The sequence below is a fragment of the Isoptericola sp. b408 genome, from assembly GCF_030588085.1.
Classification (GTDB): Bacteria; Actinomycetota; Actinomycetes; order Actinomycetales; family Cellulomonadaceae; genus Isoptericola; species Isoptericola sediminis.
The window spans coordinates 69169-94684 of the sequence record NZ_JAUQYQ010000002.1; the positions used below are offsets into that span (position 1 = coordinate 69169).

The window sequence follows — 25516 nt, forward strand, 5'->3', positions numbered from 1 at the left end:
GTCCGACGACGCCTTCTGGAGAGAGACGCCCATGACGCCTCACCACCCGCACCCCGACCTCGACGCGCTGCTCACGAGGTCGCGCGAGGTCATCGCCACGCAGCAGGCCGACAACGGCGCCTACCCCGCGAGCCCGACCTTCTCCGCGTACCGCGGCTACTGCTGGCTCCGCGACGGCTCGTTCATCGCCGAGGGGATGTCCGCCGCCGGCGCGCCGGAGTCCGCCGGGCGGTTCTTCGACTGGTGCTCCACGGTGGTGCTGCGTCACGCGGACACGATCGACGCGATCGTCAGGGCGGCCGCCGCCGGGGCGCCTCTGCCCGACGACCGCATGCTCCCGGCACGTTTCACCATGGACGGCGACCTCGGCCACGACCAGTGGTGGGACTTCCAGCTCGACGGCTACGGCACCTGGCTGTGGGCGATGACCGAGCATGCGTCCCGCCACGGCCTCGACCGCGATCGTTGGCGGACCGCTGCGGGGCTGACCGTCGACTACCTCGTCAGCTCGTGGGACCGTCCCTGCTACGACTGGTGGGAGGAGCACGACGAGCACGTCCACGTCTCCACGCTCGGCTGCGTCGCGGCCGGGCTGCGTGCCGCTGTCGACCACGGCGTGGTCGACGGGGAGCGGGCCGAGCGTGCGCTCGCCGTCGTGGCCCGGATCCTCGACGTCCTGGAAACCCGGGGCACCGTCGACGGGCACCTGACGAAGTGGCTCGGCACACGGGAGCCCGACGGGTCGCTCAGCGCGCTCGTCGCGCCGCTGGGTCTGATCGACCCCGCCGGTGAGCTCGCGGGCCGGACGCTGGACGTCGTCGAGCGCGAGCTGTCCACGGACGGCGGCGTCTACCGGTTCAGGGCGGACACCTTCTACGGCGGGGGCCGCTGGCCTCTGCTGACCTGCTTCTACGGGCTCGCCCGCGCGGCTCGTGGCGAGCGGGACAAGGCCCGGGCCGCGCTCGACTGGGCTGCGTCAACCGCCACCGACGACCTCCTGCTGCCCGAGCAGGTCGACGGGGCCCTGCTCGACCCCTCGACGCGCCAGGAGTGGGTCGACCGCTGGGGCACCGTCGCCACGCCCCTGCTGTGGAGCCACGCCATGCTGCTGCGGCTCGCCGCGGCCATCGACCTCACCGACACCGAGGAGACCCCGTGATACGCCACCGTCCGTCCGGTTCCGGCCACCCGTACTCGCCCGACACCGAGCAGCGCTCGCCCGTCCTGCCCGTGGCCGGCGAGCCGCTCCGGCTGGGCGTCAGGACCTCCGGGGACGTCGCGTCCGTCGACCTCGAGCTGATCGTGGGCGACGACGAGACGCGGCGGATCCCCCTGTCGACCGTGCCGCGCTCGTCGAGGGGCCAGGCCGTCGACGGCGGGCACCTCGCCTCGGCGCAGGCGCGCCAGGCTCGTCGCGCAGGCGGCTGGCAGGTCGAGCTCCCGGCCCCCCGGGAGGCGTTCCGTTACCGCTTCGCCGCGACGTCGGCGGACGGCACGACCCGGTCGACGCGTTGGTTCGCCACCCGGCCGGCCACGTGGCGCCCGGCCGACGCCTCCGTGCTGGCCGTCGACGGCGACGCCGTCACGGTGCTGCCGGGTTCGGTCGAGGTGCTTGACGACGGCGAGCGCCTCCACCGGGTGCGCTTCGCCCTGCCGCTCGCCGGCACCGAGCACGTGGCCGGCTTCGGGGAGCGTTTCGACGCCCTGGACCACCGCGGCACAACGCTCGACTCGGTCGTGTTCGAGCAGTACAAGTCCCAGGGAGCCCACCGGCGGACCTACCTGCCGATGCCCTTCGCGCACGTCGTCGGCGGATCGGGGTGGGGGTTCCACGTGCGGACCTCGCGCCGGGTCTGGTTCGACCTCGGTGCGGCGGCTCCGGACCGGCTCGTGGTCGAGTCCGAGGTGTCCGCGCCGTCGGGCGCCGAGGGGGCCCTGTCCGTCGCGCTCTACGACGGCGACCCCCGGTCCGTGCTGGACGCGTTCCTGGCCGAGGTCGGGCGCCCCACGGAGCTGCCGGACTGGGTATTCCGGCTGTGGGCGTCGGGGAACGAGTGGAACACGCAGGCCGAGGTCGAGCGGCAGATGGCGCTGCACCGCGAGCACGACGTCCCGGTGGGCAACGTCGTGATCGAGGCCTGGAGCGACGAGTCGACCTTCGTGGCCTTCCGCGACGCGCGGTACACCGTCCGCTCCGACGGCGGGCCGCTGCGGCTGGCCGACTTCGAGTTCCCGGCGGACGGTGCCTGGCCCGACCCGAAGGGCATGGTCGACGCCCTGCACGACCAGGACGTCAAGGTCCACCTGTGGCAGATCCCGCTGATCAAGATGCGCCCGCACCCCACCGGACAGGCGAAGGCGGACGCCCGGGCGGCCGTCGAGGAGGGTGTGCTCGTGCGTGAGGAGGCCCCGGACGGTTCCCTGCGTCCCTACCGGAACCGGGGCTGGTGGTTCCCGCTCGGTCTGATGCCCGACCTCACGGACGACGGCGCGGCCGACTGGTGGACCGCGAAGCGCCGGTACCTCGTCGAGGAGATCGGTGTCGACGGGTTCAAGACCGACGGCGGGGAGCACGCCTGGGGCGCCGACCTGTCCTACCTGGACGGCACGCGGGGTGACGAGGGCAACAACCTGTTCCCGGTGGCGTACCCGGCGGCGTACGGCCGACTGCTCGAGTCGTGCGGCAAGGCGCCGGTCACGTTCAGCCGGGCGGGATTCACCGGGTCGCAGGCGCACGGCGCGTTCTGGGCGGGGGACGAGAACTCGACCTGGGAGGCGTTCCGCTGGTCGATGCTGGCGGGCCTGTCGGCCGCGGCGTGCGGGATCGTCTACTGGGGCTGGGACGTCGCCGGGTTCTCCGGTCCCGTCCCCGACGCCGAGCTGTACGTCCGGGCCGTGGCCGCCAGCGTGTTCGTCCCGATCATGCAATACCACTCGGAGTTCAACCACCACCGGACGCCGTCGCGGGACCGCACCCCCTGGAACGTCGCCGAGCTCACCGGTGACGGGGCCGTGGTCGACGAGGTGCGCGAGCTCGTGCACCTGCGCGAGCGCCTCGTGCCCTACCTGCGCCGGGAGGCGGCCCGCACCGTCGACACGAGTGCGCCCCTCATGCGGCCGCTCTACTTCGACCACCCGGACGACCCGGAGGTCTGGAACCACCCGGTGCAGTGGACGCTCGGCGACGCTCTGCTGGTCGCCCCGGTCCTCGAGCCCGGGAGCGAACGGTGGCCGGTGTACCTGCCGGCCGGGGAGTGGGTCGACGCCTGGAGCGGCGAGGCCGTCGGCGGCGCGCAGGTCGTGACGACGAGAATGCCGCGGCACCGGGTGCCCGTCTTCGTCCGCGCGGATCGGTGGGACGAGCTCGCCGGCGTGTTCCGCGGCTGAACGCACCGCGGTCCCGGACCGTCCGGCCCGGGACCACGGCACGCCGGCGCGGCGCGAGGTCAGGGCAGCTTGACCTTGCCGGCCTTCATCTTGGCCAGGGAGTACTTCTCGAAGCCGATCTTGAACGCGTGGTTCTGCGGTCCGGGGACCATGACGGCGGCCTTGCGCGGCGGCAGCATGTGGTCGGCGACCATCGCCACACCGTTGTTTCCGGCGTCCATGACGCACAGGGCCGGGATCTTGCCGAACTCCTTGGCGGCCGTCGGCTCCTCGCCGCGGACCTGGGCGACGATGTTCTCGGCGGCAATGTGCGCCTGCTGCTCGCTCGGGAACCCGGTCTTGGGGATGCCGGTCGCGACCTGGGTCGTCCAGGGCACGGGCACGGCGGCGGCGATGCCGACGGCGTAGACGTCGTCCCACTTCTCGGACTGGTAGGTCGGGCGGACCTTGACGTAGTTGCCGGCGTCGACCAGGTCCGGGGTCTTGGCGAGGAAGTCCTGCCCGCGGAACGGGGGGACGATCATGGCGAACTTGTACGGCAGCTCGCGCCCGTCGGACAGCACGACCGTGTCGGGCTTGATCTCCTGGATCGACTGGTTCGGCTCGACGGTGATGCCCTCCTTCTTGGCGAACATCCGCATCAGCGGCTTGGCGCCCGGCATGCCGTCGATGCCGAAGTGTCCCGCGAAGGGCTCGGAGGTGACGTAGGTCAGCTTGACCTTGCCGTGCAGGCCGGCGCGGCGCAGCTGGTAGGAGGTGTTGAAGAGGAACTCGTACGCCGCCCCGAAGCAGCTCGCGCGCTGCGTGGCGCCGATGACCACGTCACCGGGGTCGTCGAGGAACCGGCGCCAGGCGTCGTAGGTGCGCTCGGCGTCGTGGAGCGTGGTGATGGTGGGCGTGTCGCGCATCCCGGGGACGACGTCGAGGTCGTTGCGGTACCCCGTGGCGATCACCAGGTAGTCGTAGTCGAACGTGCCCTCGGTGGTCTCGACCCGGTGGTGGTCGGGGTCGACGTAGCTCGCCTCGCCGTGGACGAACCGCACACCCTTCTTGGTGAACGTCGGCTCCAGGGGGAACGTGATGTCGGTGCGGCCGCGACGGCCGAACGGCAGCCAGATCAGGGAGGGGTTGAACACGAACCGGTCCGAGGCCGAGACGACGGTGACGTCGACCTCGTCGCCCAGGTCGGACTTGATGGACAGGGCGGCCGTCATCCCTGCGAAGCTGCCGCCGAGAACCAGGACACGAGCGGTCATGATCGACTCCTTCATCGCGGACCTACCGTTGTTTCCAGGCTACTCCTCACACCCTGGGGGGTATGTGTTTGTGACGGACTTCACCCGCGTGTCAGAAGGGTGCGTCCGGGTCACGATCCGGCCTGCACCGCATCACGATCCGGCCAACCGTGGCGTGCCCCCGCGCGAGTCCGCGCCCGCGGAGTGAAGGTGTGGTGAACGTGAATACTGTGGCGGTGCCGGGTGTTGGCACCCGAGGGCCTCCGGGGGGAGGATCGTGCGCGCTGCGCACGACCGCGCCACTGCGAGCCGGGGGCCCGCACCGACGAGCAGCACCACCGTGCTGCGGATTCCGCGACGACAGGACGAACGACGACCTATGACTGATCTGCTGTACGTCAACGGCGGCACGCCGCTGCAGGGCACCATCGAGGTGCGTGGAGCGAAGAACTTCGTGTCCAAGGCGATGGTGGCCTCCCTGCTGGGAGAGTCGGCGAGCGTGCTGCGCAACGTCCCGCAGATCCGTGACGTCGCGGTCGTCTCCGGCCTCCTCGAGCTGCACGGGGTCAACGTCAAGTACGACCCGGAGGCCGGCATCCTCGACCTCGACCCGTCGAACGTCGAGTCGGCGCACGTCGCGGACATCGACGCGCACGCCGGGTCCAGCCGCATCCCGATCCTGTTCTGCGGCCCCCTGCTGCACCGTCTCGGTGAGGCCTTCATCCCGGACCTGGGCGGCTGCCGGATCGGCGACCGGCCGATCAACTACCACCTCGACATCCTGCGCCAGTTCGGTGCCGTCGTCGACAAGCGGCCCAACGGCATCCACCTGCGTGCGCCGCGGCGCCTGCAGGGCACTCGGATCGAGCTGCCCTACCCGTCCGTCGGGGCCACCGAGCAGCTGCTGCTGACGGCCGTGCGGGCCGAGGGCATCACCGAGCTGACCGGTGCGGCGATCGAGCCCGAGATCATGGACCTCATCGCGGTGCTGCAGAAGATGGGCGCGATCATCTCGGTCGACACCGACCGGGTGATCCGCATCGAGGGCGTCGACCGTCTCGACGGCTATGTCCACAACGCCCTCGGCGACCGCATCGAGGCCGCGTCCTGGGCCTCGGCCGCGCTGGCGACCGGCGGTGACGTGACCATCAAGGGCGCCACCCAGCCCGAGATGATGACGTTCCTCAACACCTACCGCAAGGTCGGCGGCCAGTTCGACGTCCAGGACGACGGCATCCGGTTCTGGCACCCGGGCGGGGAGCTGCGCTCCATCGTGCTCGAGACGGACGTCCACCCCGGTTTCATGACCGACTGGCAGCAGCCGCTGGTCGTCGCGCTCACGCAGGCCACGGGTCTGTCGATCGTGCACGAGACCGTGTACGAGAACCGGTTCGGGTTCACCGAGGCGCTGCGCCAGATGGGCGCCACGATCCAGGTCTACAAGGAGTGCCTCGGCGGCGCGGCCTGCCGTTTCGGCCGCCGCAACTTCCAGCACTCCGCCGTGGTGTCCGGGCCGACCCCCCTCGAGGCGGCCGACATCGAGGTGCCGGACCTGCGCGGCGGGTTCTCCCACCTCATCGCGGCGCTGGCGGCCAAGGGCACCTCGACGGTGCGCGGCATCAGCCTCATCGACCGCGGGTACGAGTCCTTCCAGGACAAGCTGGCGGCGCTGGGCGCCGACGTCGCCCGGGGCTGACGCCTGCGGTCGGCAGGTAGGCTTCCGGCCGTGCCCATCGCCAGACCTGAGTCGCGGCTCTACCGCGTCATCGCGAAGATCGTCCGGCCCGTGCTGTTCTCGATGTGCCGCTACGAGTGGAGCGGCAGCGAGAACCTCCCCACGGACGGCGGATTCATCGCGGCCGCCAACCATGCGACCGAGCTCGACGCCCTGACGTTCGTGCACTACCTGTTCGACCAGGGTGTCGAGCCGCGCGTGCTGGCCAAGCGCGGGCTGTTCGACGTGCCGGTCGTCGGGGGTGCGCTGCGTGCGACGAACATGATCCCCGTCGACCGGGGCAGCCAGGCGGCCGCCGCCTCGCTGGAGCGCGCGGGTCGCGAGCTCGGGGAGGGCGCCTGCGTGGCGGTGTTCCCGGAGGGGACGCTGACGCGCGACCCCGACCTGTGGCCGATGGAGCCGAAGACGGGTCTGGCCCGGATCGCCCTGGCGTCGAAGCTGCCGGTCGTCCCCGTGGCGCAGTGGGGCGCGACGGACATCCTGCCCCGCTACGGCAAGCTGCCGCGGCTCTTCCCGCGCAAGCGGGTCCAGGTCACGGCCGGCCCGCCGGTCGACCTGAGCGACCTGTACGACCGACCGCTCGACTCCGCCACCCTGCGCGAGGCGATGGACCGCGTGATGGACGCCATCACCGCCCAGCTCGCCACGCTCCGGGGCGAGGAGCCGCCGGCGCGACGGTTCGACCTGCGCAAGCACCCTGACTACGAGGTGAGACAGATGCACTACCCGCCGGTGGAGCGCCCGTGAGGGGCCCGACGACAGCGGTCCTGGGCTCCGGCTCCTGGGGCACCACGTTCGCGATGGTCATGGCCGACGCCGGCTGCGACGTCACCCTGTGGGGCCGGGACGAGGCCCTGGTCCGCCAGGTGGCCGAGGAGCGACGCAACAGCAAGTACCTGCCCGACGTCGAGCTCCCGGCGATGGCCGCCACGACCGACGCCGCCGCCGCGCTCGCCGGGGCGAGGATCGTCGTCGTCGCCATCCCCTCCCAGGTGGCCCGGCGCACCCTGGAGCCGCTGCGCGAGCACCTCGAGCCCGACGCGATCGTCGTCTCCCTGATGAAGGGCGTCGAGCTCAGCACCGACAAGCGCATGAGCCAGGTCGTGGCCGAGGCCCTCGACGTCCCGGACGAGCGCGTGGCCGTCGTGTCCGGGCCCAACCTGGCCAAGGAGATCGCCGCCCGGCAGCCCACGGCGACGGTGGTGGCGTGCTCCGACGCCGAGAACGCGCGGGTCGTGGCCGAGGCCTGCTCGAACTCGTACTTCCGGCCCTACACCAACTCCGACGTCGTCGGTGTCGAGCTGTGCGGCGCGGTGAAGAACATCATCGCGCTGGCCGTCGGCATGGCGCAGGGCAGCGGGTTCGGCTGGAACACGACGGCGACCGTCATCACCCGGGGGCTCGTCGAGATCACCCGCCTGGGGCGGGCGCTGGGCGCCGAGCAGGAGACGTTCGCCGGCCTGGCGGGCATGGGCGACCTCGTCGCCACCTGCGCCTCGCCGCTGTCGCGCAACCACTCGCTGGGCAAGTACGTCGGCCAGGGCATGAGCCTGGAGGAGGCGCTGGAGGCCACCGGCACGACGGCGGAGGGCGTGAAGTCCTCCCGCTCCGTCCTCGAGCTGGCCCAGCAGCACGGTGTCGACATGCCCATCACGGCCGGTGTCGTGGCCGTGCTGCACGAGGGGCTCTCGGTGGACGAGATGGCGCGCGCGCTGCTGTCTCGCCCGCAGAAGTCCGAGAGCCTCGCCGACTGAGCGGCCGGCCGGCCCGACGCTCAGTTCCCGACGTCCACCACCAGGCGCACCGGGTCCTCCAGGGTGAACGCCTGGAACGGGCGCGGTTCGCCGTCGACCCCGACGAACGCCGTCGTGGTGCCCTCGAACACGAAGCGGTAGACGACCTGCTCGATCGACCCGCCCGGACCGGCGACCGGGTCGCCGCCGTACTCGGTCACGCCCGAGTCCGTCGGCATCGCCGACCCCGTGATCTCCACCTGCAGCACGGCGTCACCGGCGACGTCGACCGTCTCGCCGCTGCCCGGCTCGACGGCCTCCTCGACGTACTGGACGCGGTAGCCGGGGGTGCCGGTGCCGTCCAGGTCGAACACGACACGGTCGTACTCCTCGTGCGCGCCGACGCGGATGCCGGTGACGGTCAGCATCGCGTCGGCGCTCGGGTCGCCCTCGTCCAGGGCGGTCCCGCCCGCGAACGGCGTGACGGGTTCCGTCGCGCTCGCCGCGTCGGGTGACGGTTCGTCGGGGGTGTCCGTGGGCTCCGCGGTGCCGGCGTCGTCGGTGGCCGACGCCGTGGGCGTCGCGGCGGTGGTCGTCGGCGAGGCGTCCGCCGTCGACACGCCGCCGCCGTAGCCCGACGTCCCCTCGCCGTCGCCGCAGGCGGCCAGCAGGGCACCGAGGGCCAGGAGGGCACAGGTCCCCGCAGCCCGGCGGCGGTGCGATGAAGGGTGCACGGTGCCTCCCTGGTGGACGGGTCCCTCCGACGAGCCTAGGCCCGCCGGCGGTTCCCGGCACCGCGCAGGGACGTGGCGCGTCGGCAGCTCAGGCGGTCGCCCGCTCCAGGGCCTGCGCGAGGTCCGCCCACAGGTCCTCGACGTCCTCGACGCCGACGGAGAGCCGCACGAGGTCCTCCGGCACCGTGGGCGACTCCGTCGCCAGGCGCCGACGCCGTTCCAGCAGCGACTCCACGCCGCCCAGCGAGGTGGCGGGAACCCACAGCCGCACGGCGTCGACCAGCGCGTCCGCGGCGTTCCGGCCGCCGACCGGGCGCACCCCGACCACGGCGCCGAAGTGCGCCATCTGTGCCGCGGCCCGTCCGTGCCCCGGGTCGTCGGGCAGCGAGGGGTGACGCACCTCGGCCACGGCCGGGTGGTCGTGCAGGCGGCGGGCGAGCTCGACGGCGTTGGCCGCGGCCCGCTCGACGCGCAGGTGCAGGGTGCGCAGCCCGCGCAGCGCCAGGAAGACCTCCATCGGCCCGGCGATCGCCCCGTGCAGGGTCCGGTAGGAGCGCACGTCGGCGGCGATCCGGTCGTCGTTCGTCACCACCGCGCCCAGGACGACGTCGGTGTGCCCGGACAGGTACTTCGTCACCGAGTGCACGACGACGTCGGCCCCGAGGGCGAGCGGCTGCTGTCCCAGCGGGGTGGCGAAGGTGTTGTCGACCACGGACCGCACGCCCCGGTCGCGGGCGGCGGCCAGGAGGGCGGGCAGGTCGGCGATCTCCAGCATCGGGTTCGTGGGCGACTCGACCACGAGGAGGTCCGCGCCGTCCAGGGCCGCCACCACGGCCTCGGTGTCCGCGACGTCGACGCGGCGGACCTCGACGTCGTACCGGGCGGCACGGTCGTCGAGGTAGCCCAGCGTGACCTGGTAGGCGTGCCGTGGCACCACGACGGTGCTGCCCGGGGGCAGGTCCCCGATCGCGGCGGCGATGGCGGCCATGCCCGATCCCAGGACGATGCCGTGCTCGCCGCCCTCGAGGGCGGCGAGGGCCTGCTCGAACGACTCCCAGGTCTCGGTGCCACCGCGGGCGTAGAGCGGTTCGTCGCCCGGGATGCCGCGCGAGACGTAGGTCGAGGACAGCACGACCGGCGGGTTGACCGGGCCGCCCTGCACGCGGGACGGGCGGCCGGCCGTCACGGCGACGGTGGCGGGTGCGAGGCTCGGGACGGCGTGGGCGTGCGGGTCGGGCGTCATGGCAGCCCAGCCTACGGTCCTCGTCAGGGACGCAGGGCCGGTTCCTCGGCGACGTCGGTCCGCGAGCGGTCGCGTCGGAACCCGATCCAGAGCAGCAGGCCGATCATCCACAGCTCGCCGACGGTGGCGGGCAGCACGATGACGTCGGCGACCGGACCCGCGTCGGGGGCGAGGACGAGCAGGAACGACTGCAGCAGGTAGCCGACACCCCCGACGAGCAGGAACCAGCCGAGCGCGCGGGGCAGGCCGGACAGCAGCACGAGACGACCCATCGGGATCAGCCAGAGTCCGAAGAACGCCGCACCGGCGAGCCACAGGTTCTCCGAGAGCAGGAACATCTGCTGCGGTCCGGCGGGGTCCCCGGCGAGCGCGGTGCCCAGGGCCGTGCCGAGAGCGGCCGTGCTGCCGAGGATCGCGACGGCGTTCATCATGCCCAGCACGCCGACCGCAGCCGCGGCGAAGGGTTCGACCGGGCGGAAGAGCCGGACGAACCAGAGGGCGGCGAGCGCCTGGCTGACCACCAGGGCGAGCTCGAGAGCGATCCCGACGCGCGCCAGGAGCTCGTGCTCGACGAGCAGGGTCGCGGTGGTCGCGGCGTCGGTCGGGTCGAAGACCAGCGGGCGCACGAGCAGGAAGCCCGCCATGCCGGTGATCCCGAGGGCGAGGTAGAGCAGTCCGGTGGTGCGGGCGACCGGCCGGGAGATGCGCTGGTCCATGATGGGTTCCTTCCGAGAGGCGGAGGGCCGCGTCCTTACGGCGTAAGGCAACCATACGGCGTAAGGCAACCATACGGCGTAAGGTCGAGTGAGGGAAGAGGGGGACGCAGATGGGTTCCGACGGACCGTTGAGCCGCGACCGCGTGCTCGGTGCCGGGGTCGCGCTCGCGGACGCGGACGGTCTCGCCGCGGTGACCATGCGGGGCGTGGCGACGCGGCTCGGCGTCGAGGCGATGTCCCTGTACCACTACCTGCCCGGCAAGAAGGACGAGCTGCTCGACGGCCTCGTCGACGTCGTGGCCGCCCAGATCCATGCCGGGCTGGCGGAGCGGGAGGATCCCGGGGACGACTGGGTGGCGGACGTGAGGTCGCGCTGCCTCGTCGCGCGCGACGTCGTGGTGCGCCACCCGTGGCTGCCCCGGCTGCTCGGGTCACGACCGAACCTCCGGCCAGGGGTCTACCAGCTCTACGACGAGGCGCTCGGCGCGATGGTGCGCGGCGGGTGCTCCTACCGGCTGGCGCACCGCGCGATGCACGCCCTGGGCGGCATGGTGCTCGGGTTCACCCCCGAGGTGTTCGACCCCCAGGCCGGCGACGACGACGTCGCCGAGGAGGAGCTGGCGGCCATGGCCGAGTCCCTGCCCCATCTCACCGCGATGGTCGCCGCCGAGCTGCACGACCCGGCCGACCCGACCCTCGGCTGGTGCGACAGCCAGACCGAGTTCGAGTTCACGCTCGGCCTGCTCCTCGACGGGATCGAGCGGGCCCGCCGCGACGGCGTCTGACCGTCGCGGCGGGCCGCCGGCCCGGACTCAGTCCTGCCGGAGCGGACCGAGCAGGGACTGGGCCACCTGGGCGTGCGCCGACTCGTCGTCGCTGGGCTGGAAGATGCCGGCCAGCACGTCCCGGTAGAGGCGCCCCAGCTCCGAGCGGTGGAAGTACGTCGAGCCGCCCGAGCAGCGGATCGCCTCGTCGACCACGTCGCGGGCGGTCTCGGTCGCGCGGATCTTCAGGCCCGACGTCGCGCGGAACCACCCGGCGCCCCGGTCCTCGAGGGCGTCGATCCCGCCGGCGATCTGGTCGATCTGGGGCCAGATCCCGTCCTGGGCCAGCGCCGCGGCGGCGATGCGCCGGCGGATGTCCGGGTCCTGGGAGTACGCCTTGCCGGTCTTCATCGAGGTGCGCCGCTCCACCGTGGACACCGCCAGCTCGAGCGCGCGGTCGGCGATGCCCGCGTACACGGCGGCGAGCAGGATCTCGAAGCTGGTGAAGATCCCCAGCACGTAGGGGTCCAGGCTCGGACCCGGCGCGATCCGACGCATGACCCGTTCGGCGGGGGCGTGCGCACCGTCGAGCACCGTGGTGCACGACTGCGACGCCCGCATGCCGATCGTGTCCCAGTCGTCGAGGATCTCGAACCCGCCGCCGTCGCGCGTGATGAAGGCGTGCACGATGCGCGGGTCGTCCGGGTCGGTCGTGCTGTCCAGCCCCATGACGCCCAGCCGGGTCCACCCCGGGGAGTTCGACGTGAAGATCTTGCGGCCGTGGAAGGTGTAGCCACCCTCGCCGTCGGGCCGGGCCTCGGTGCGCGACCCCAGCAGCACGAGGTCGTTGCCGGCCTCGGAGTACCCGAACCCGAAGACCTCCCCGGCCGCCGCCTCGGCGAGGAGCCAGTCGAGCGTGTCGTCGCCCCGCTCGTGCAGGTAGCGGGCGACGCCCGTCCACACGTGGTGCATGTTGACGGCCAGCGCGGTGGCCGGTGCCGCCCCGGCCAGCCGGGACTGCTCGTGGCACAGCTCGCGCAGGGAGAGTCCCCGCCCGCCCGTCGAGGTCGGCACGAGCGCCCCGAGATAGCCGGCGGTCCGCAGGTCGTCCAGGTCGTCGGCGAAGAACGAGTTCTCCCGGTCGTGGATCGCGGCCCGGCCACGGATGGTGGCCAGCAGGTCGTCGGAGAGCAGCGTCGTCATGCCCCGATTCAAACATCGGTGCGGGCTGCCGACCGACGCCGGGCTAGGGTGGCGCCAGCAGCGGTCGCCGAGGACCGCGTCGGAGAGAGGAGCCACCGTTGGTCGTCCGAAGCCCGCACCCGGATGTCGAGATCCCCGACCTCAGCCTGTACGACTTCCTGTTCGGTTCCCTGACCGAGGAGGACCTCGGCAGGACCGCCGTCGTCGACGGCCCGACCGGCGAGGCCACGACCTTCGGTGCCCTGCGCGCCCAGGTGGACGCCGTCGCCGGTGCCGTCGCGGCCCGCGGCCTCGGCGTCGGTGACGTGGTCGCCCTGCACAGCCCGAACGTCCCGGCCTTCATCAGCGTCTTCCACGGACTGCTGCGGGCCGGTGTCACCGTCACCACGCTCAACGCGCTCGCCTCCGGGCCCGAGGTGGGCAAGCAGCTCACCGCCTCCGGGTCGAAGGCGCTGATCACCGTGTCGCCCCTGCTGGCGCAGGCCACGGAGGGCGCCGAGGCCGCCGGGCTCTCGCGCGACGACGTCGTCGTCATGGACGGCGCCGAGGGGTACTCGAACCTGCGCGACCTCCTCGCGGCCGGCGCCCCCGCCCCGGAGGTGTCCTTCGACCCCGCCACCCACCTGGCGGTGCTGCCGTACTCCTCGGGCACGACCGGCCTGCCCAAGGGTGTGATGCTGACGCACCGCAACCTCGTGGCCAACGTCCTGCAGTCCGAGCCCTACATCCCGCTGGTGCGCGACGACGTGGTCCCGGCGGTCCTGCCGTTCTTCCACATCTACGGCATGACCGTGCTCATGAACTGCGCCCTGCACCAGCGGTCCACCGTGGTGACGATGCCCCGGTTCGACCTGCCGGAGTACCTGCGCGTCATCACCGAGCACCGGGCGACCGTGCTGTTCGTCGCCCCGCCCATCGCGCTGGCGCTCGCCAAGCACCCGCTCGCGCTCGAGGCCGACCTGTCCAGCGTGCGGATCATGATGTCCGGCGCCGCACCGTTCGACGCCCAGCTCGCGGCAGCCGTCGGCGAACGGCTGCCCCGGGCCCGTGTCATGCAGGGCTACGGCATGAGCGAGATGTCACCCGTCTCCCACGTCGTGCCGTTCGACCGGGACGACATCGATCCCGGCTCGATCGGGCTGCTGGTGCCCAACATGCTGGCCAAGGTCGTGGACCCCGCCACCGGTGAGGAGATCGAGCAGCCGGCCGAGGGCACGAGCGCTCCCGGCGAGCTGCTCTGCGCCGGCCCGAACGTCATGGTCGGCTACCTGGGCAACGAGGCCGAGACGCGCGACACCATCGACGCCGACGGGTTCCTGCACACCGGGGACGTGGTGACCGTCGACGCCGAGGGCGTGTTCCACGTCGTCGACCGGCTCAAGGAGCTGATCAAGTACAAGGGATACCAGGTGCCGCCCGCCGAGCTCGAGGCGTTGCTGCTGTCCCACCCGCAGATCGCCGACGCCGCCGTCATCGGGGTGGTCGACGACGACGGCGAGGAGATCCCCAAGGCGTTCGTCGTGCGGGCTGAGGGCGCGGAGCTCAGCGCGGAGGACGTGATGGAGTACGTGGCCGCCCGGGTCGCGCCCTACAAGAAGGTCCGTGCCGTGCAGTTCACCCACGCCGTCCCCAAGTCGGCGTCGGGCAAGATCCTGCGCAAGGAGCTGCGCGCGGCGTGACGGCGACCGCGTGCCGGAGCGGGTGAGCGGTCCGGTAGGGTCGGGCCGATGCCCGAGACCCAGCCCTCCGCGCCCCCGCGCAAGCCGCGCGTCGCCCTCCTGTTCGGAGGCCGTTCCGGCGAGCACGCGATCTCCGCCGCCACCGCCGCCGGGGTGCTCGGCGCGATCGACCGTGACGCCTACGACGTCGTCCCGATCGGGATCACCCGCGCCGGGCGCTGGGTGGTCGCCGAGGACGACGCCGAGCGCTGGAGGATCACGGCGGGCCGGCTGCCCGAGGTGACCTCCGACGAGGGTGCCGAGGTGGTCCTGTCCCTGACGGCGGGCGAGCGCACCCTGCGCACGCTGGAGCCCGGGCAGGTCCCCGACGTGCTCGGTCAGGTCGACGTCGTCTTCCCGCTGCTGCACGGGCCGTTCGGCGAGGACGGCACGGTCCAGGGGCTGCTGGAGCTGGCCGACGTGCGGTACGTCGGCGCCGGGGTGCTGGCGTCCGCGGTCGGGATGGACAAGCACTTCATGAAGCTCGTCCTGGCCGGGCACGGCATCCCCGTCGGGCCCTACGAGGTCATCAAGCCCCACGACTGGGACGCCGACCCCGAGGCCTGCGTCGCCCGCGTCGAGCGGCTCGGGCTGCCCGTCTTCGTCAAGCCCGCCCGGGCGGGGTCGTCGCTCGGCATCACCCGGGTGGACGTGCTCGAGGACCTGCCGGCCGCCGTGGAGGAGGCCCGCGAGCACGACCCGAAGGTGATCGTGGAGGCCGGGATCGAGGGCCGCGAGATCGAGTGCGCGGTGCTCGGCGGCCGCGGCGGAGACCGCGCGCGGGCGTCGCTGCCCGGGGAGATCGTCGTGGACGGCACGCACGCCTTCTACGACTTCGAGGCCAAGTACCTCGACGAGGCGCACGTCGAGCTGTCGTGCCCCGCCGACCTCCCCGAGCCGGTGATCGCCGAGGTCCGCGACCTCGCCGTCCGCACCTTCGAGGCCGTGGAGGCCGAGGGGCTGTCGCGCGTCGACGTGTTCGTCACGCCCGAGCAGCAGGTCGTCGTCAACGAGATCAACACCATGCCGGGGTTCACCCCGTTCTCGATGTACCCGCGCATGTGGGAGGCGACCGGGATGAGCTACCCGGCGCTGGTCGACGAGCTGATCCAGCTCGCCCTCGAGAGGCCGACCGGGCTGCGCTGACCTGCTCGTCGGACGCCGGCACGACGCCGGTGCGTCGGACCGTCCGTGCCGCTACGTTGACCATGTCCGGTCGAGGAGGCGTGCGATGGCGCGACGGTGGGCTGTGTGCGGTGCCGTGCACCGGTCGATCACGACGACCACGGTCGCCGGCCTGCTCCTGCCGACCGGTGCCTGCGGTGCGCTGACGGGGGTGCGCGTGGAGGAGGCCGGCGGTCACGTCGCCCTGGTCCAGCTGGTCAGGCAGGGCGGCATGGACGCCGCATGGGCCGGTGTGCTGGCCCTCGACGACGACGGCTGCTGGGGCCTCGCGTCCGAGGCGGATTCCGACGACGTGCGGGTGGTCGTCTGGCCCGCCGGGTTCTCGGTGGCGGACGACGGGCGCCTCGTAGCGGACGACGGGACGGCGTGGACCAGTGGTGACGCCGTCGTCGGTGCGGGCGGCGAGCACGACGACCTGCGCGGCGCCGTGGGTGACGTCGCCGACGCCTGCGTCGAGGCCGGTGAGCCGGGTCTGGAGCTGTGGCGGGCGGAGCTCGGCTAGCTCAGGTGCAGCTCCTGGTCGCCGGGATCAGGGAGACGGCGGACGTCAGGTCGGCGATGAACGACGTCGAGTGGTCCGTCGTCACCGACGGCGGCACGGTCACGTCGATCGCGGGGGTCCGGCCGTAGGTCGTGAAACGCCAGGTGCCGCTGTCGTTGGTCTCCACGACCCAGTCCACGGAACCGTTGGCCGTGTCGATCCGCTGGCAGTCCGGGGAGGGGCCCGGCTCCTCGACCCCGCACCGCAGCGTGACCGCGGCGCCCGGTGAGCCCCAGGCGGCCGTCGACTGGGCGTTGACGTCGGCGCGCTCCAGGTCCCCGGCGACGACGTCCGGCAGTGCCAGCATCACGGGTGCGCAGTCGGGGTTCGCGGCGTCCTCGCCCGGCTCGACCCCGATCGTCGGGGTGCAGCCGGCGAGCAGCACGAGGCACGGCGGGGCGAGCAGGGCGGCGAGTCGACGGACGAGCACGTGCCTACGGTAACCGTCTCCGTCACGGCCCGGCGTCCGGTTAGGGTTCGGTCGTGACCGACCCCATCCTGCGCGTGCGCGACCTCGACGAGACCGCGCTCCTGGCACGCATCTTCCCGCTCCTGCCCGTCGGCGAGGGGGTCGACGTCGGGCCGGGTGACGACGCGGCGGTGGTGCGCGCCGCCGACGGACGTTTCGTCGTGACCACGGACGTCCTCGTCGAGGGCCGCCACTTCCGCCGCGAGTGGTCGGGCGGGTACGACGTCGGGTACCGGGCGGCGGTCCAGAACCTCGCCGACGTCGCTGCCATGGGAGCGCGCGCGACGTCCATGGTGGTCTCCCTGGTGATGCCTGCCGACCTGCCGGTGCAGTGGGTGACCGACCTCGCGCGTGGTCTGGCCGACGCCTCCGGTCCGGCGACGGTCGTCGGCGGCGACCTGTCCGGCGGTGACGCGGTGGTCGTGTCCGTCACGGTCCACGGCGACCTCGCCGGGCGGGCGCCGGTGCTGCGATCGGGTGCGCGTCCGGGCGACGTCGTCGCGCACGCCGGCGTGCTCGGCGCCTCGGCCGCCGGGTTCGACCTGCTCACCAGCGGAGCGGCGACGCCCGACGACGGTGCGCCCGGCGCCGCGACGTCACGCACGCCCTACGTCGCCGCGTACCTGCGCCCGGAGGCCCCGCTCGAGGCCGGGCCCGCGGCGGCGCTCGCGGGGGCGACGGCAATGCTCGACGTCTCGGACGGGCTGCTGCGGGACGCGGGCCGGCTCGCCCGCGCCAGCGGTGTGGACGTCGACCTCGCCGAGGGTGCGTTGATGCGCGACGTGACCGCGCTGGTCCCTGCCGCCGTCGAGGTCGCCGTGGCGACGGAGGATCCCGACGGGGCCGACCGGGCGCGGACCTGGGTGCTGTCCGGGGGAGAGGACCACGGGCTGCTCGCGACCTTCCCCGCGGAGGTGGCCGACCGGGGGCTGCCGAACGGCTTCCGGCTGGTCGGCGACGTCAGGGCGCCGGCGGACGACGCGCCGCGCGTGCTGCTCGACGGCGAGGTCCCGCACGTCGCGACCGGGTGGGACCACTTCCGTCCCTGATCCTGGCGCGTACCGTCGGCTGCGCTCCGGGTCAGCGCTCGGGCTCCCGGACGAAGCGGACCTCGGTCACGGGCACGTCGGCGTAGTCCTCCATGCGCTCGATCCCGTCGGGCTGGAAGCCGTGCCGCCGGTAGAAGTGGTGGGCCCGGGCGTTCTCGGACAGCACCCACAGGGTGATGCGGGCCTGCGGGCCGACCTCCCCGAGCATCGTGCGCATCAGGTCGCGGGCCACGCCGCGACCCCAGGACTCCGGGTCGAGGTAGATCGCGTAGAGCTCGAGGCAGCCGTCCTCGGCGTCCTCGTCGCGGGACGGCCCCCAGCTCGCGAAGCCGAGCGTGCGCCCGTCGGCCTCGGCGACGACGGTCGTGCTGTTCTCCTGGCCGAGGGACTTCTCCCAGGTCCGGGTCTGCTCGTCCACGTCGAGGGAGTCGAGGTAGTCGGACGGCAGGACGTGGGCGTACGCGCTGCGCCACGAGGTCAGGTGCACCCGGGCGATGGCGCCGGCGTCCGAGGGGTTCGCCGAACGGATCACCACGTCGTTGTCGGTCTCGACCATCATGGATTCAGACTGCCACGGTCCGCCGGGCACGCCAAGAGGTATTGGTGAACGGTTCACGAACTCTTTGCAGTTCATGGGCGGCGGTTCACGGGCCGTGATCGCACGACAGACGCCCGCCGGGTCGGACCCGACGGGCGTCTGTCGATGATGTCGCCGTGCGGCGGAGGCTCAGGCCTGGCGCTGCACCTTGCCGGCCTTGAGGCACGAGGTGCACACGTTCACGCGCTTGGGGGTGCCCGCGACGACGGCGCGCACGCGCTGGATGTTCGGGTTCCAGCGGCGCTTGGTCCGGATGTGGGAGTGCGAAACGCTGTGCCCGAAGCCCGGGCCCTTGCCGCAGACGTCGCAGTTGGCAGCCACGGTGTCTCCTGAATCGTCGTGTCACGTCGCGCGCCAGCAGGGCAGCAGGACGTGAAGGTCGGTGGTCTTGGGGGGTGCCCGGAGTCCAGGCAACCACATGATGATAGCGGATCGCCGCGGAAACCCTCAACGCTCCCGCGACGTGCCCTCCGTCACCGCTACGGTGGGCAGCGTGGATCAGCCCGAGCTCCTGGACGCCGTCGTGGTGCGCACCTGGGCGCACACGGTGGTCGAGGCCCTCGACACCGCCCGACCGGAGCTCGACGGGGTCAACGTGTTCCCCGTCGCCGACGGCGACACGGGGACCAACATGTACCTGACCGTGCGCGAGGCCGCCGGGGCTGTCCACGACGCGGATGCCGGCAGCGGCGGGGCCAAGCTGCTGCGGGTCGCCGCCCGGGCCGCCCTGCTCGGCGCCCGCGGCAACTCCGGGGTCATCCTCAGCGAGTGGCTGCGCGGGTTCGCGGTCGCCGCGAGCCGGCAGGACACCTTGGGAGTCGGTCTGGACGTCGCGGCACGGTCGGCCCGCCGCGCCGTGGCGCACCCGATGCCCGGCACGATCCTCACGGCCGCCGACGCCGCGGCGGCCGCTGCCCGGCACGCCGAGGCCGGTGGCATGGTGGGGCCGCTCGGGGCGCCGCGACGGCTCAGCGTGCTCGACGCCGCCCGGCGAGGGGCGCGGGAGGCGGCCCTGCGCAGCGTCGGGTCGCTGGCGCCCCTGCGCGACGCCGGGGTGCTCGACGCCGGGGCCTGCGGCCTGGTCCTGGTGCTCGCGTCCCTGGCCGCCGCCCAGCAGGCTGCGGGAGAGGCGGGGGTCTCGCCGGAGCCCGGTGCCACGGCGCCCGTGCTGCTCGACATGGACCTGCGCGGCCACGCCCCCGTCGGCGACGACGTGGCGGCGGAGGTGCCCGCCGACGTCGCCGAACCGGAGTCCGGCGGCCTCGACGAGGTCGAGCTGATGTTCGTGCTGCACCGCTCCGCCGACGCGGACGGGTTCGTCCCGGGGGCCGTGGCCGACGCCCTGCGTGCCGACCTCGACCGGGTCGGCAACTCCGTCGTCGTGGTCGGCGGCAGCGCCGACGACGTGGACTCGCTCTGGCAGGCGCACGTGCACGCACCGGACCTCGACGCGGCCCTGGCGGTGCCCCGACGCTGGGCCGAGCGGGGCGCCATCTCCCACGTCCACGTGCGCCACCTCGCGGTGCCCCCCACCGACTGGGCCGTGGTGGTGACGACCTCGGCACCGGCGCTGGCCGCCGAGCTCGCCACCGGCGGTGCGGTCGTGCTGCTGGACCTCGACACCGCTCCCGCCGTCGACGACCTGGCGCAGGCGGCGGTCGCTGCCGGGACCCCGAACGTGCTCGTCATGGCCTCGCCGGAGCTGCTGGAGGGGCTGGACGACGCGATCGACGACCTGGTCGCCCGGGACGTCGCCCACGGGGGTCCGGGTGACCAGCCCCGGCTCGCGGCGGTGCCGGCCCCCGACGACGTCCACCTCGTCACCGCGGTGTCGGCGCTCGCCGGTGCGCTGGACGCGGTGCGGGCCGGCGGGGACGCCCTCGACGTGCCGGGCGTGGTGCTGTCGGCGCACCGGCGGCTGCGGGCCGACCGGGTGGCCGCCGCCGACGCCGCGACCGCCGTCGCCCGGTTGGTCGAGGAGTGCGAGGACCCCGGGATCGTCGCCGTGCTGCCCGACGCCGACGTCGGAGCGGTCGTGCTGGGGCAGGTCGTGGACCGGGCCGCCGCGTGCGCGCCCGGGGCCGACGTCGTCGTGCTCGCCACCGGCCGCCCGGGTGACCGGGTCGGGATCGGCGTCGAGCCGGTCGAGGACGTCGTCGACGACGCGCTGCTGCCCCTGCGCGACGGGGGCGGGCGATGACCCCGCGGCTGTCCGAGCCGCTGACCGCCACCCTGGGCAAGCGGGCCGCGGGGCCGCTCGAGAAGATGGGTCTGGTCACGATCGACGACCTGCTCCGGCACTACCCGCGCCGTTACGGCGAACCCGGCACCCTCACCGACATGGACCGCCTGCAGCTCGGGGAGCACGTCACCGTGATGGCACGCGTCGCGAGCGCCACGGTGCGCCCGATGCGCAGCCGCGGCGGCGCCCTGCTGCAGGCGACGGTGACCGACGGACGGCACGAGCTGGCCCTGACCTTCTTCGCCAAGCGCCCCGGCGCGCTGCGCCCGCACGAGGACAAGCTGCGTCCGGGGCGGTCGGGGCTGTTCACCGGTGTGGTCTCCGAGTACCGCGGCACCCGCCAGCTCACCCACCCGGACTACGTGCTGGTCGGGGTCGACGCCGACGACGACGAGTCCGCCCTGAGCGAGGCCTCGCGCCCGATCCCGATCTACCCGGCCACCGCCGCGGTGCCGACGTGGCGCATCCAGCGGGCCGTGCGCACCGTCCTGGACCCGCTCACGGAGGACGACGTGCCCGACCCCGTCCCGGACGAGGTCCGCACCCGGCTGGCGCTGCCGACCCGGCTGGACGCCCTGCGTGCCGTGCACGTGCCGGAGGCGGCGCAGGACTGGCAGGCGGGACGGCGCCGGCTGCGGTTCGAGGAGGCCTTCGTGCTGCAGGCGGCGCTCGCCCAGCGTCGCTCCGCCGTCGCCGAGCAGGAGGCCACCGCGCGGCCGCCCCGCCCCGACGGCGAGGGCGGTCTGCTCGCCGACTTCGACGCCGCCCTGCCGTTCACGCTCACCGGGGGCCAGCGCGCGGTGGGGGACGAGATCGCCGGCGAGCTCGCCCGCCCGCGCCCGATGCAGCGCCTGCTGCAGGGCGAGGTGGGATCCGGCAAGACGGTCGTGGCGCTGCGGGCGATGCTGCAGGTCATCGATGCCGGTGGGCAGGCGGCGCTGCTCGCCCCCACCGAGGTGCTCGCCGCGCAGCACGCCCGCACGCTGCGCGCGATGCTGGGCCCGCTCGCCGAGGGCGGCCTGCTCGGCGGAGCGGCCCACGGCACCCGCGTCGCCCTGCTCACCGGCTCGCTGAACGCGGCCGCCCGCAAGGAGGCGCTGCTGGACGCCGCCGGCGGCGAGGCGGGGATCGTCGTGGGCACGCACGCGCTGCTGGGCGACCAGGTGCAGTTCGCCGACCTGGGGCTGGTCGTCGTCGACGAGCAGCACCGGTTCGGCGTCGAGCAGCGGGACGCCCTGCGGGCCAAGGCCCGGGTGGCCCCGCACCTGCTGGTCATGACCGCCACACCCATCCCGCGCACGGTGGCGATGACGGTGTTCGGCGACCTCACCACCTCGACCCTCACCGAGATCCCGGCGGGGCGCTCCGGCATCACCTCCCACGTCGTCCCCGCGGACAACCCCCGGTGGATGCAACGGGTGTGGGAGAAGGTCCGCGAGGAGGTCGACGCCGGCCGGCGGGCCTACGTGGTGTGCCCGCGCATCCATCCCGACGACGACGGCGACGCCTCGGCACGGCGGGCGGGGGCGGGACAGGACTTCGACGAGGTCCCGGAGTTCCTCGAGCTCACCGAGCCCGACGGCGGTGGCACCGACCGAGCCCCGCTGCGTGCCGTGCTCGAGGTCGCGGAGTCGCTGCGCGCCGAGCCGCGGCTCGCGGGCGTCGAGGTCGGGGTGCTGCACGGCCAGATGGCACCCGCCGACAAGGAGTCCGCGATGGCGCGGTTCGCCGCCGGCCAGGCACCCGTGCTGGTGTCCACGACCGTCGTCGAGGTCGGTGTCGACGTGCCCGAGGCCACCGTCATGGTGGTCTTCGACGCCGACCGGTTCGGCATCTCCCAGCTCCACCAGCTGCGGGGCCGCATCGGTCGCGGAGCCGACCCGGGCCTGTGCCTGCTGGTGTCGACCGCGCGGCCCGGCACCCCGGCCGCCGCCCGCGTCGAGGCGCTGGCCGCCACCACCGATGGGTTCGAGCTCGCCACCCTCGACCTCGAGCTGCGTTCCGAGGGCGACGTGCTCGGCGCCGCGCAGTCCGGACGCACCAGCTCCCTGCGCCTGCTCCGCGTGGTCCAGGACGCCGACCTCATCGACTCGGCGCGCACCGAGGCCACCGGGGTCGTCGACGCCGACCCCGGCCTCGGTCAGCACCCCGTGCTGGCCGCGGCGATCGCCGTCCAGCTCGACGCCGAGCAGGAGGAGTTCCTCGAGCGCGCCTGAGCGCGCCGATCCGCTCCCGACGCCGTCGTGCCCCACCGACCGTTGTGGGCATGAAATCTGCAGCACCCCGGCGGACCGGGGCTGCAGATTTCATGCCCACAACGGTCGGTGGTGGGCGCAGGTAGAGTCCGGGCCATGACCAGGATCGTCGCCGGAACCGTCGGTGGGCGGTCGTTGACCGTGCCGCCGTCGGGCACCCGCCCCACCAGCGAACGCGTCCGGGAGGCGATGTTCTCGCGGCTCGAGCACCTCGGCGTCGTCGACGGCGCCCGTGTGCTGGACCTCTTCGCGGGGTCGGGCGCGCTCGGCCTCGAGGCCGCCAGCCGCGGCGCGGTCGAGGTCCTGCTCGTCGACGCGGCGCGGCAGGCCGCCGACATCGCCCGCCGCAACGCCGCCGACCTCGGCCTGGACCGCGTCGTGCGCGTGCTCGCCGAACCGGCTGAGCGGGCGACGGCCCGGATCGCGGCCGACGGTGGGCCCGGCGACGGGTTCGACCTCGTGCTCATCGACCCGCCCTACGACCTGGACCCGGGCGTGCTCAACCGGGTGCTCGCCGACCTGGCCGTCCCGGGCGTGCTGGCGCCCGACGCCGTCGTCGTCCTCGAGCAGGCCCGGCGGGGCGCACCCTTCGTCTGGCCGGACGCGCTCGTCGAGCTGTCGGCCAAGCGGTACGGGGACACGGTCGTGCACTACGCCGAACGGCGGCAGGCCGAGGAAGGTCCCACGGAAACGTGACCGCCCGACCTACCGTGGGCGACGTGAGCATCGCCGTCTGTCCCGGGTCCTTCGACCCGATCACGCTCGGGCACCTCGACATCGTGCGTCGGGCGAACCGCCTGTTCGACGTCGTCGTGGTGGGGGTCGCCCGCAACGCCGCCAAGAACGCCCTGCTGACCGCCGACCAGCGGGTCGACCTGGTGCGTGCCGCCGTCGCGGACGACCCTGAGACCGCCGACGTCCGCGTCGACGTGGTCCCGGGCCTGCTGGTGGACTTCTGCCGCGAGGTCGGGGCAGCCGCCGTCGTCAAGGGGCTGCGCGGCGGCGCCGACTTCGACGGTGAGCACCCCATGGCCCTGATGAACCGCCACCTGAGCGGTGTGGAGACGATCTTCCTGCCGGCGGAGCCGCGGTACGCGCACGTGGCGTCGTCGCTGGTCAAGGACATCGCCCGGCACGGCGGGCCGATCGACGATCTCGTCCCGTCCGCCGCGGCCGAGGCGGTGCGCTCCACCGTGGCGCACCGTGCGTGAGGAGCACGACATGACCGACACCCCGAACCCGACGGCCGGACTGCTGGAGATCATCGACGACCTGGCCGCCCTCGTGGAGGAAGCGCGCACGTCACCGCTGTCGACCAACATCAAGATCGACCGCGACCAGGCGCTGGGGCTCGTGGCCGAGCTGCGCGACAACCTGCCCACCCAGGTCGCCCGGGCGGACGAGGTGCTGGCGGACGCCGAACGCACCCTCGAGGACGCCCACCGCCGTGCCGAGGAGATCGTGGCCACGGCGCGGGCGCGCGCCATCGAGCTGGTGCAGGACGAGCAGGTCGTCGTCCAGGCGGAGTCCCGCGCGGCGGACATCGTCGCCGAGGCGGAGCGCAGGGCCGCGGCGCTGCGCGCCGACGCCGACGAGTACTGCGACGGTCGGCTGGCCGACTTCGAGGCCGACCTGGGGCGGCTGACCACCCAGGTCCGGGCGGGCCGGTCGAAGCTGGCCGAGCGTCTGGGCACGGGGTCGCCGCGCGTGCGCTGGGACGCGGTCTCCGACCCCGAGTGGCCGGACGAGGACGACCCGGGCGACCGCCGCAGCGCCTGACGCCGGCGGTCGACGGGGCCGGCGCCGTTGCGTACGTCACGTCGTCGGTGCGTTGGCCCGCGCGGGGCGATCGCGTAGACTGAACCGCTGGTCCGTGAGGACCGTCCCACCTGCACACCGCGCCGTGCTCGGCGCCGTCGTCTGGAGCATCACCATCACCACCGCCAAGCGCTCGCCGCTCGTGCTCGACACGCACGAGCTCACGCGGCGTCCCGGAACCATGCGGGAGGTCGCGACCGTCGTCGCCGCGCCCGCAGACCTGGGCACGGCGGTCATCGGGGTGCCCGAGGGCGCCGACCTGACCCTCGGGCTGCGTCTCGAGGCCGTCATGGAGGGCGTGCTCGTCTCCGGCGTCGTGCGCGGCACCGCCGTCGGTGAGTGCGCGCGATGCCTGGACCCGATCTCCCAGGAGGTCACCGTCCGTGTCCAGGAGCTCTTCGTCTACCCCGAGCGCGCCGAGGCCGCCGAGGAAGCCGGGGACGAGGAGGCCGAGGACGAGGCCCTGCTGATCGACGACCAGGCGGACATCGAACCCGTGGTTCGGGATTCCCTGGTCACTGCACTACCATTTCAACCGCTGTGCCGGCCGGACTGCCCCGGTCTGTGCTCCGAGTGCGGAGCACGGCTGGAGGACGACCCCGAGCACCACCACGACATCGTCGACCCCCGATGGGCGGCGCTGCAGACCATGCTCGAGGAGTCGAGCGTGTCCGACGAGACGAAAGAGAGCTGACCGTGGCTGTTCCCAAGCGCAAGATGTCGCGCAGCAACACCCGCGCGCGCCGCTCGCAGTGGAAGACCACCGCAGCGCCGCTCGCGACCTGCCCCCAGTGCAAGGGCCAGAAGCTGTCGCACGCCGCGTGCCCGACCTGCGGCTCCTACAAGGGCCGTCAGTACGCCGAGGCGCTGCGCACCGAGCACGCGGGCTGA

General features: G+C 73.4%; 25 protein-coding genes. 17 read left to right on the forward strand and 8 right to left on the reverse strand.

The genetic code is table 11. The features are described 5' to 3' along the window. The first annotated feature begins 31 nt into the window (after nt 1-31). Both Q6347_RS05925 and Q6347_RS05930 read left to right on the forward strand, forming a co-directional pair. Nucleotides 32-1159: a glycoside hydrolase family 15 protein gene (locus tag Q6347_RS05925; protein WP_304606921.1), complete on the forward strand. Its 1128-nt coding sequence runs from the start codon at nt 32-34 to the stop codon at nt 1157-1159. After that, the gene (locus tag Q6347_RS05930; protein WP_304606922.1) at nt 1156-3387 is read left to right on the forward strand and encodes a TIM-barrel domain-containing protein; all 2232 of its coding nucleotides are present in this window, start codon (nt 1156-1158) and stop codon (nt 3385-3387) included. The genes Q6347_RS05925 and Q6347_RS05930 overlap by 4 nt, the downstream gene beginning before the upstream one ends. Nucleotides 3388-3446: 59 nt before the next feature. Here Q6347_RS05930 and Q6347_RS05935 read toward each other — a convergent pair whose 3' ends face one another. Beyond that, nucleotides 3447-4643, reverse strand: a complete 1197-nt coding sequence (locus Q6347_RS05935) for an NAD(P)/FAD-dependent oxidoreductase (protein ID WP_304604392.1) — start codon at nt 4641-4643, stop codon at nt 3447-3449. A gap of 358 nt (nt 4644-5001) precedes the next feature. On the opposite strand from Q6347_RS05935, the gene murA reads away from it, so the two are divergent. From murA to Q6347_RS05950, 3 genes are read left to right on the forward strand one after another with little or no spacing between them, the layout of a single operon-like run. Further along, the gene (gene murA / locus Q6347_RS05940) at nt 5002-6318 is read left to right on the forward strand and encodes a UDP-N-acetylglucosamine 1-carboxyvinyltransferase (protein ID WP_171247226.1); all 1317 of its coding nucleotides are present in this window, start codon (nt 5002-5004) and stop codon (nt 6316-6318) included. Between the two features lie 30 nt (nt 6319-6348). After that, on the forward strand, nt 6349-7104 hold the full coding sequence (locus tag Q6347_RS05945; protein WP_304604391.1) for a 1-acyl-sn-glycerol-3-phosphate acyltransferase: 756 nt from the start codon (nt 6349-6351) through the stop codon (nt 7102-7104). Continuing rightward, entirely contained in the window at nt 7101-8111 is a 1011-nt protein-coding gene (locus tag Q6347_RS05950; RefSeq protein ID WP_304604390.1) for an NAD(P)H-dependent glycerol-3-phosphate dehydrogenase, read from the forward strand. The genes Q6347_RS05945 and Q6347_RS05950 overlap by 4 nt, the downstream gene beginning before the upstream one ends. A 20-nt stretch (nt 8112-8131) precedes the next feature. Here Q6347_RS05950 and Q6347_RS05955 read toward each other — a convergent pair whose 3' ends face one another. The 3 genes from Q6347_RS05955 to Q6347_RS05965 all read right to left on the reverse strand — a co-directional run bounded on the left by Q6347_RS05955 (nt 8132) and on the right by Q6347_RS05965 (nt 10783). After that, nucleotides 8132-8824: a hypothetical protein gene (locus Q6347_RS05955; RefSeq protein WP_304604389.1), complete on the reverse strand. Its 693-nt coding sequence runs from the start codon at nt 8822-8824 to the stop codon at nt 8132-8134. Between the two features lie 88 nt (nt 8825-8912). Beyond that, the gene (locus tag Q6347_RS05960; protein WP_304606923.1) at nt 8913-10067 is read right to left on the reverse strand and encodes a PLP-dependent aspartate aminotransferase family protein; all 1155 of its coding nucleotides are present in this window, start codon (nt 10065-10067) and stop codon (nt 8913-8915) included. 23 nt (nt 10068-10090) lie between these two features. Beyond that, a complete protein-coding gene (locus tag Q6347_RS05965; RefSeq protein ID WP_304606924.1) occupies nt 10091-10783 on the reverse strand; it encodes a DUF4386 domain-containing protein in 693 nt (230 codons plus the stop codon). A 110-nt stretch (nt 10784-10893) separates the two neighbouring features. On the opposite strand from Q6347_RS05965, the gene Q6347_RS05970 reads away from it, so the two are divergent. Further along, the gene (locus Q6347_RS05970) at nt 10894-11568 is read left to right on the forward strand and encodes a TetR/AcrR family transcriptional regulator (protein WP_171247222.1); all 675 of its coding nucleotides are present in this window, start codon (nt 10894-10896) and stop codon (nt 11566-11568) included. 27 nt (nt 11569-11595) lie between these two features. Here Q6347_RS05970 and Q6347_RS05975 read toward each other — a convergent pair whose 3' ends face one another. Continuing rightward, a complete protein-coding gene (locus tag Q6347_RS05975; protein WP_304604386.1) occupies nt 11596-12750 on the reverse strand; it encodes an acyl-CoA dehydrogenase family protein in 1155 nt (384 codons plus the stop codon). A gap of 98 nt (nt 12751-12848) precedes the next feature. Here Q6347_RS05975 and Q6347_RS05980 point away from each other — a divergent pair, with 98 nt between their 5' ends. The 3 genes from Q6347_RS05980 to Q6347_RS05990 all read left to right on the forward strand — a co-directional run bounded on the left by Q6347_RS05980 (nt 12849) and on the right by Q6347_RS05990 (nt 16155). Further along, entirely contained in the window at nt 12849-14429 is a 1581-nt protein-coding gene (locus Q6347_RS05980) for an AMP-binding protein (RefSeq protein WP_304606925.1), read from the forward strand. 48 nt (nt 14430-14477) lie between these two features. Continuing rightward, nucleotides 14478-15614 carry a D-alanine--D-alanine ligase family protein gene (locus Q6347_RS05985; RefSeq protein WP_171247219.1) on the forward strand — a complete coding sequence of 379 codons (1137 nt, stop codon included), beginning with the start codon at nt 14478-14480 and terminating at the stop codon, nt 15612-15614. Nucleotides 15615-15699: 85 nt separating this feature from the next. Beyond that, nucleotides 15700-16155, forward strand: a complete 456-nt coding sequence (locus Q6347_RS05990; RefSeq protein WP_304606926.1) for a hypothetical protein — start codon at nt 15700-15702, stop codon at nt 16153-16155. Nucleotide 16156: 1 nt separating this feature from the next. On the opposite strand, the gene Q6347_RS05995 is transcribed toward Q6347_RS05990, so the two are convergent. Then, complete coding sequence (locus Q6347_RS05995) at nt 16157-16624, reverse strand: DUF3515 family protein (RefSeq protein WP_304604383.1); 468 nt, start codon at nt 16622-16624, stop codon at nt 16157-16159. Nucleotides 16625-16677: 53 nt separating this feature from the next. Between Q6347_RS05995 and Q6347_RS06000 the strand changes: the two genes are divergently transcribed. Further along, nucleotides 16678-17712 carry a thiamine-phosphate kinase gene (locus tag Q6347_RS06000; protein WP_304604382.1) on the forward strand — a complete coding sequence of 345 codons (1035 nt, stop codon included), beginning with the start codon at nt 16678-16680 and terminating at the stop codon, nt 17710-17712. A 31-nt stretch (nt 17713-17743) separates the two neighbouring features. Here the strand turns inward: Q6347_RS06000 and Q6347_RS06005 are convergent, their stop codons facing one another. After that, the gene (locus Q6347_RS06005; protein ID WP_304604381.1) at nt 17744-18271 is read right to left on the reverse strand and encodes a GNAT family N-acetyltransferase; all 528 of its coding nucleotides are present in this window, start codon (nt 18269-18271) and stop codon (nt 17744-17746) included. Nucleotides 18272-18439: 168 nt separating this feature from the next. Next, on the reverse strand, nt 18440-18631 hold the full coding sequence (gene rpmB / locus Q6347_RS06010; RefSeq protein ID WP_171247217.1) for a 50S ribosomal protein L28: 192 nt from the start codon (nt 18629-18631) through the stop codon (nt 18440-18442). A 172-nt stretch (nt 18632-18803) separates the two neighbouring features. On the opposite strand from rpmB, the gene Q6347_RS06015 reads away from it, so the two are divergent. The 7 genes from Q6347_RS06015 to rpmF all read left to right on the forward strand — a co-directional run bounded on the left by Q6347_RS06015 (nt 18804) and on the right by rpmF (nt 25516). Continuing rightward, nucleotides 18804-20510: a DAK2 domain-containing protein gene (locus Q6347_RS06015; RefSeq protein ID WP_304606927.1), complete on the forward strand. Its 1707-nt coding sequence runs from the start codon at nt 18804-18806 to the stop codon at nt 20508-20510. Then, entirely contained in the window at nt 20507-22768 is a 2262-nt protein-coding gene (locus Q6347_RS06020; protein ID WP_304604379.1) for an ATP-dependent DNA helicase RecG, read from the forward strand. Before Q6347_RS06015 ends, Q6347_RS06020 begins: the two co-directional genes overlap by 4 nt. A 135-nt stretch (nt 22769-22903) precedes the next feature. Then, the gene (gene rsmD, locus Q6347_RS06025; protein WP_304604378.1) at nt 22904-23503 is read left to right on the forward strand and encodes a 16S rRNA (guanine(966)-N(2))-methyltransferase RsmD; all 600 of its coding nucleotides are present in this window, start codon (nt 22904-22906) and stop codon (nt 23501-23503) included. A 23-nt stretch (nt 23504-23526) separates the two neighbouring features. Further along, nucleotides 23527-24018 carry a pantetheine-phosphate adenylyltransferase gene (gene coaD, locus Q6347_RS06030; protein WP_304604377.1) on the forward strand — a complete coding sequence of 164 codons (492 nt, stop codon included), beginning with the start codon at nt 23527-23529 and terminating at the stop codon, nt 24016-24018. 10 nt (nt 24019-24028) lie between these two features. Further along, nucleotides 24029-24586: a hypothetical protein gene (locus tag Q6347_RS06035; protein WP_304604376.1), complete on the forward strand. Its 558-nt coding sequence runs from the start codon at nt 24029-24031 to the stop codon at nt 24584-24586. A 181-nt stretch (nt 24587-24767) separates the two neighbouring features. After that, entirely contained in the window at nt 24768-25319 is a 552-nt protein-coding gene (locus Q6347_RS06040) for a DUF177 domain-containing protein (protein WP_304604474.1), read from the forward strand. Nucleotides 25320-25321: 2 nt separating this feature from the next. Continuing rightward, on the forward strand, nt 25322-25516 hold the full coding sequence (gene rpmF, locus Q6347_RS06045; RefSeq protein ID WP_171247212.1) for a 50S ribosomal protein L32: 195 nt from the start codon (nt 25322-25324) through the stop codon (nt 25514-25516).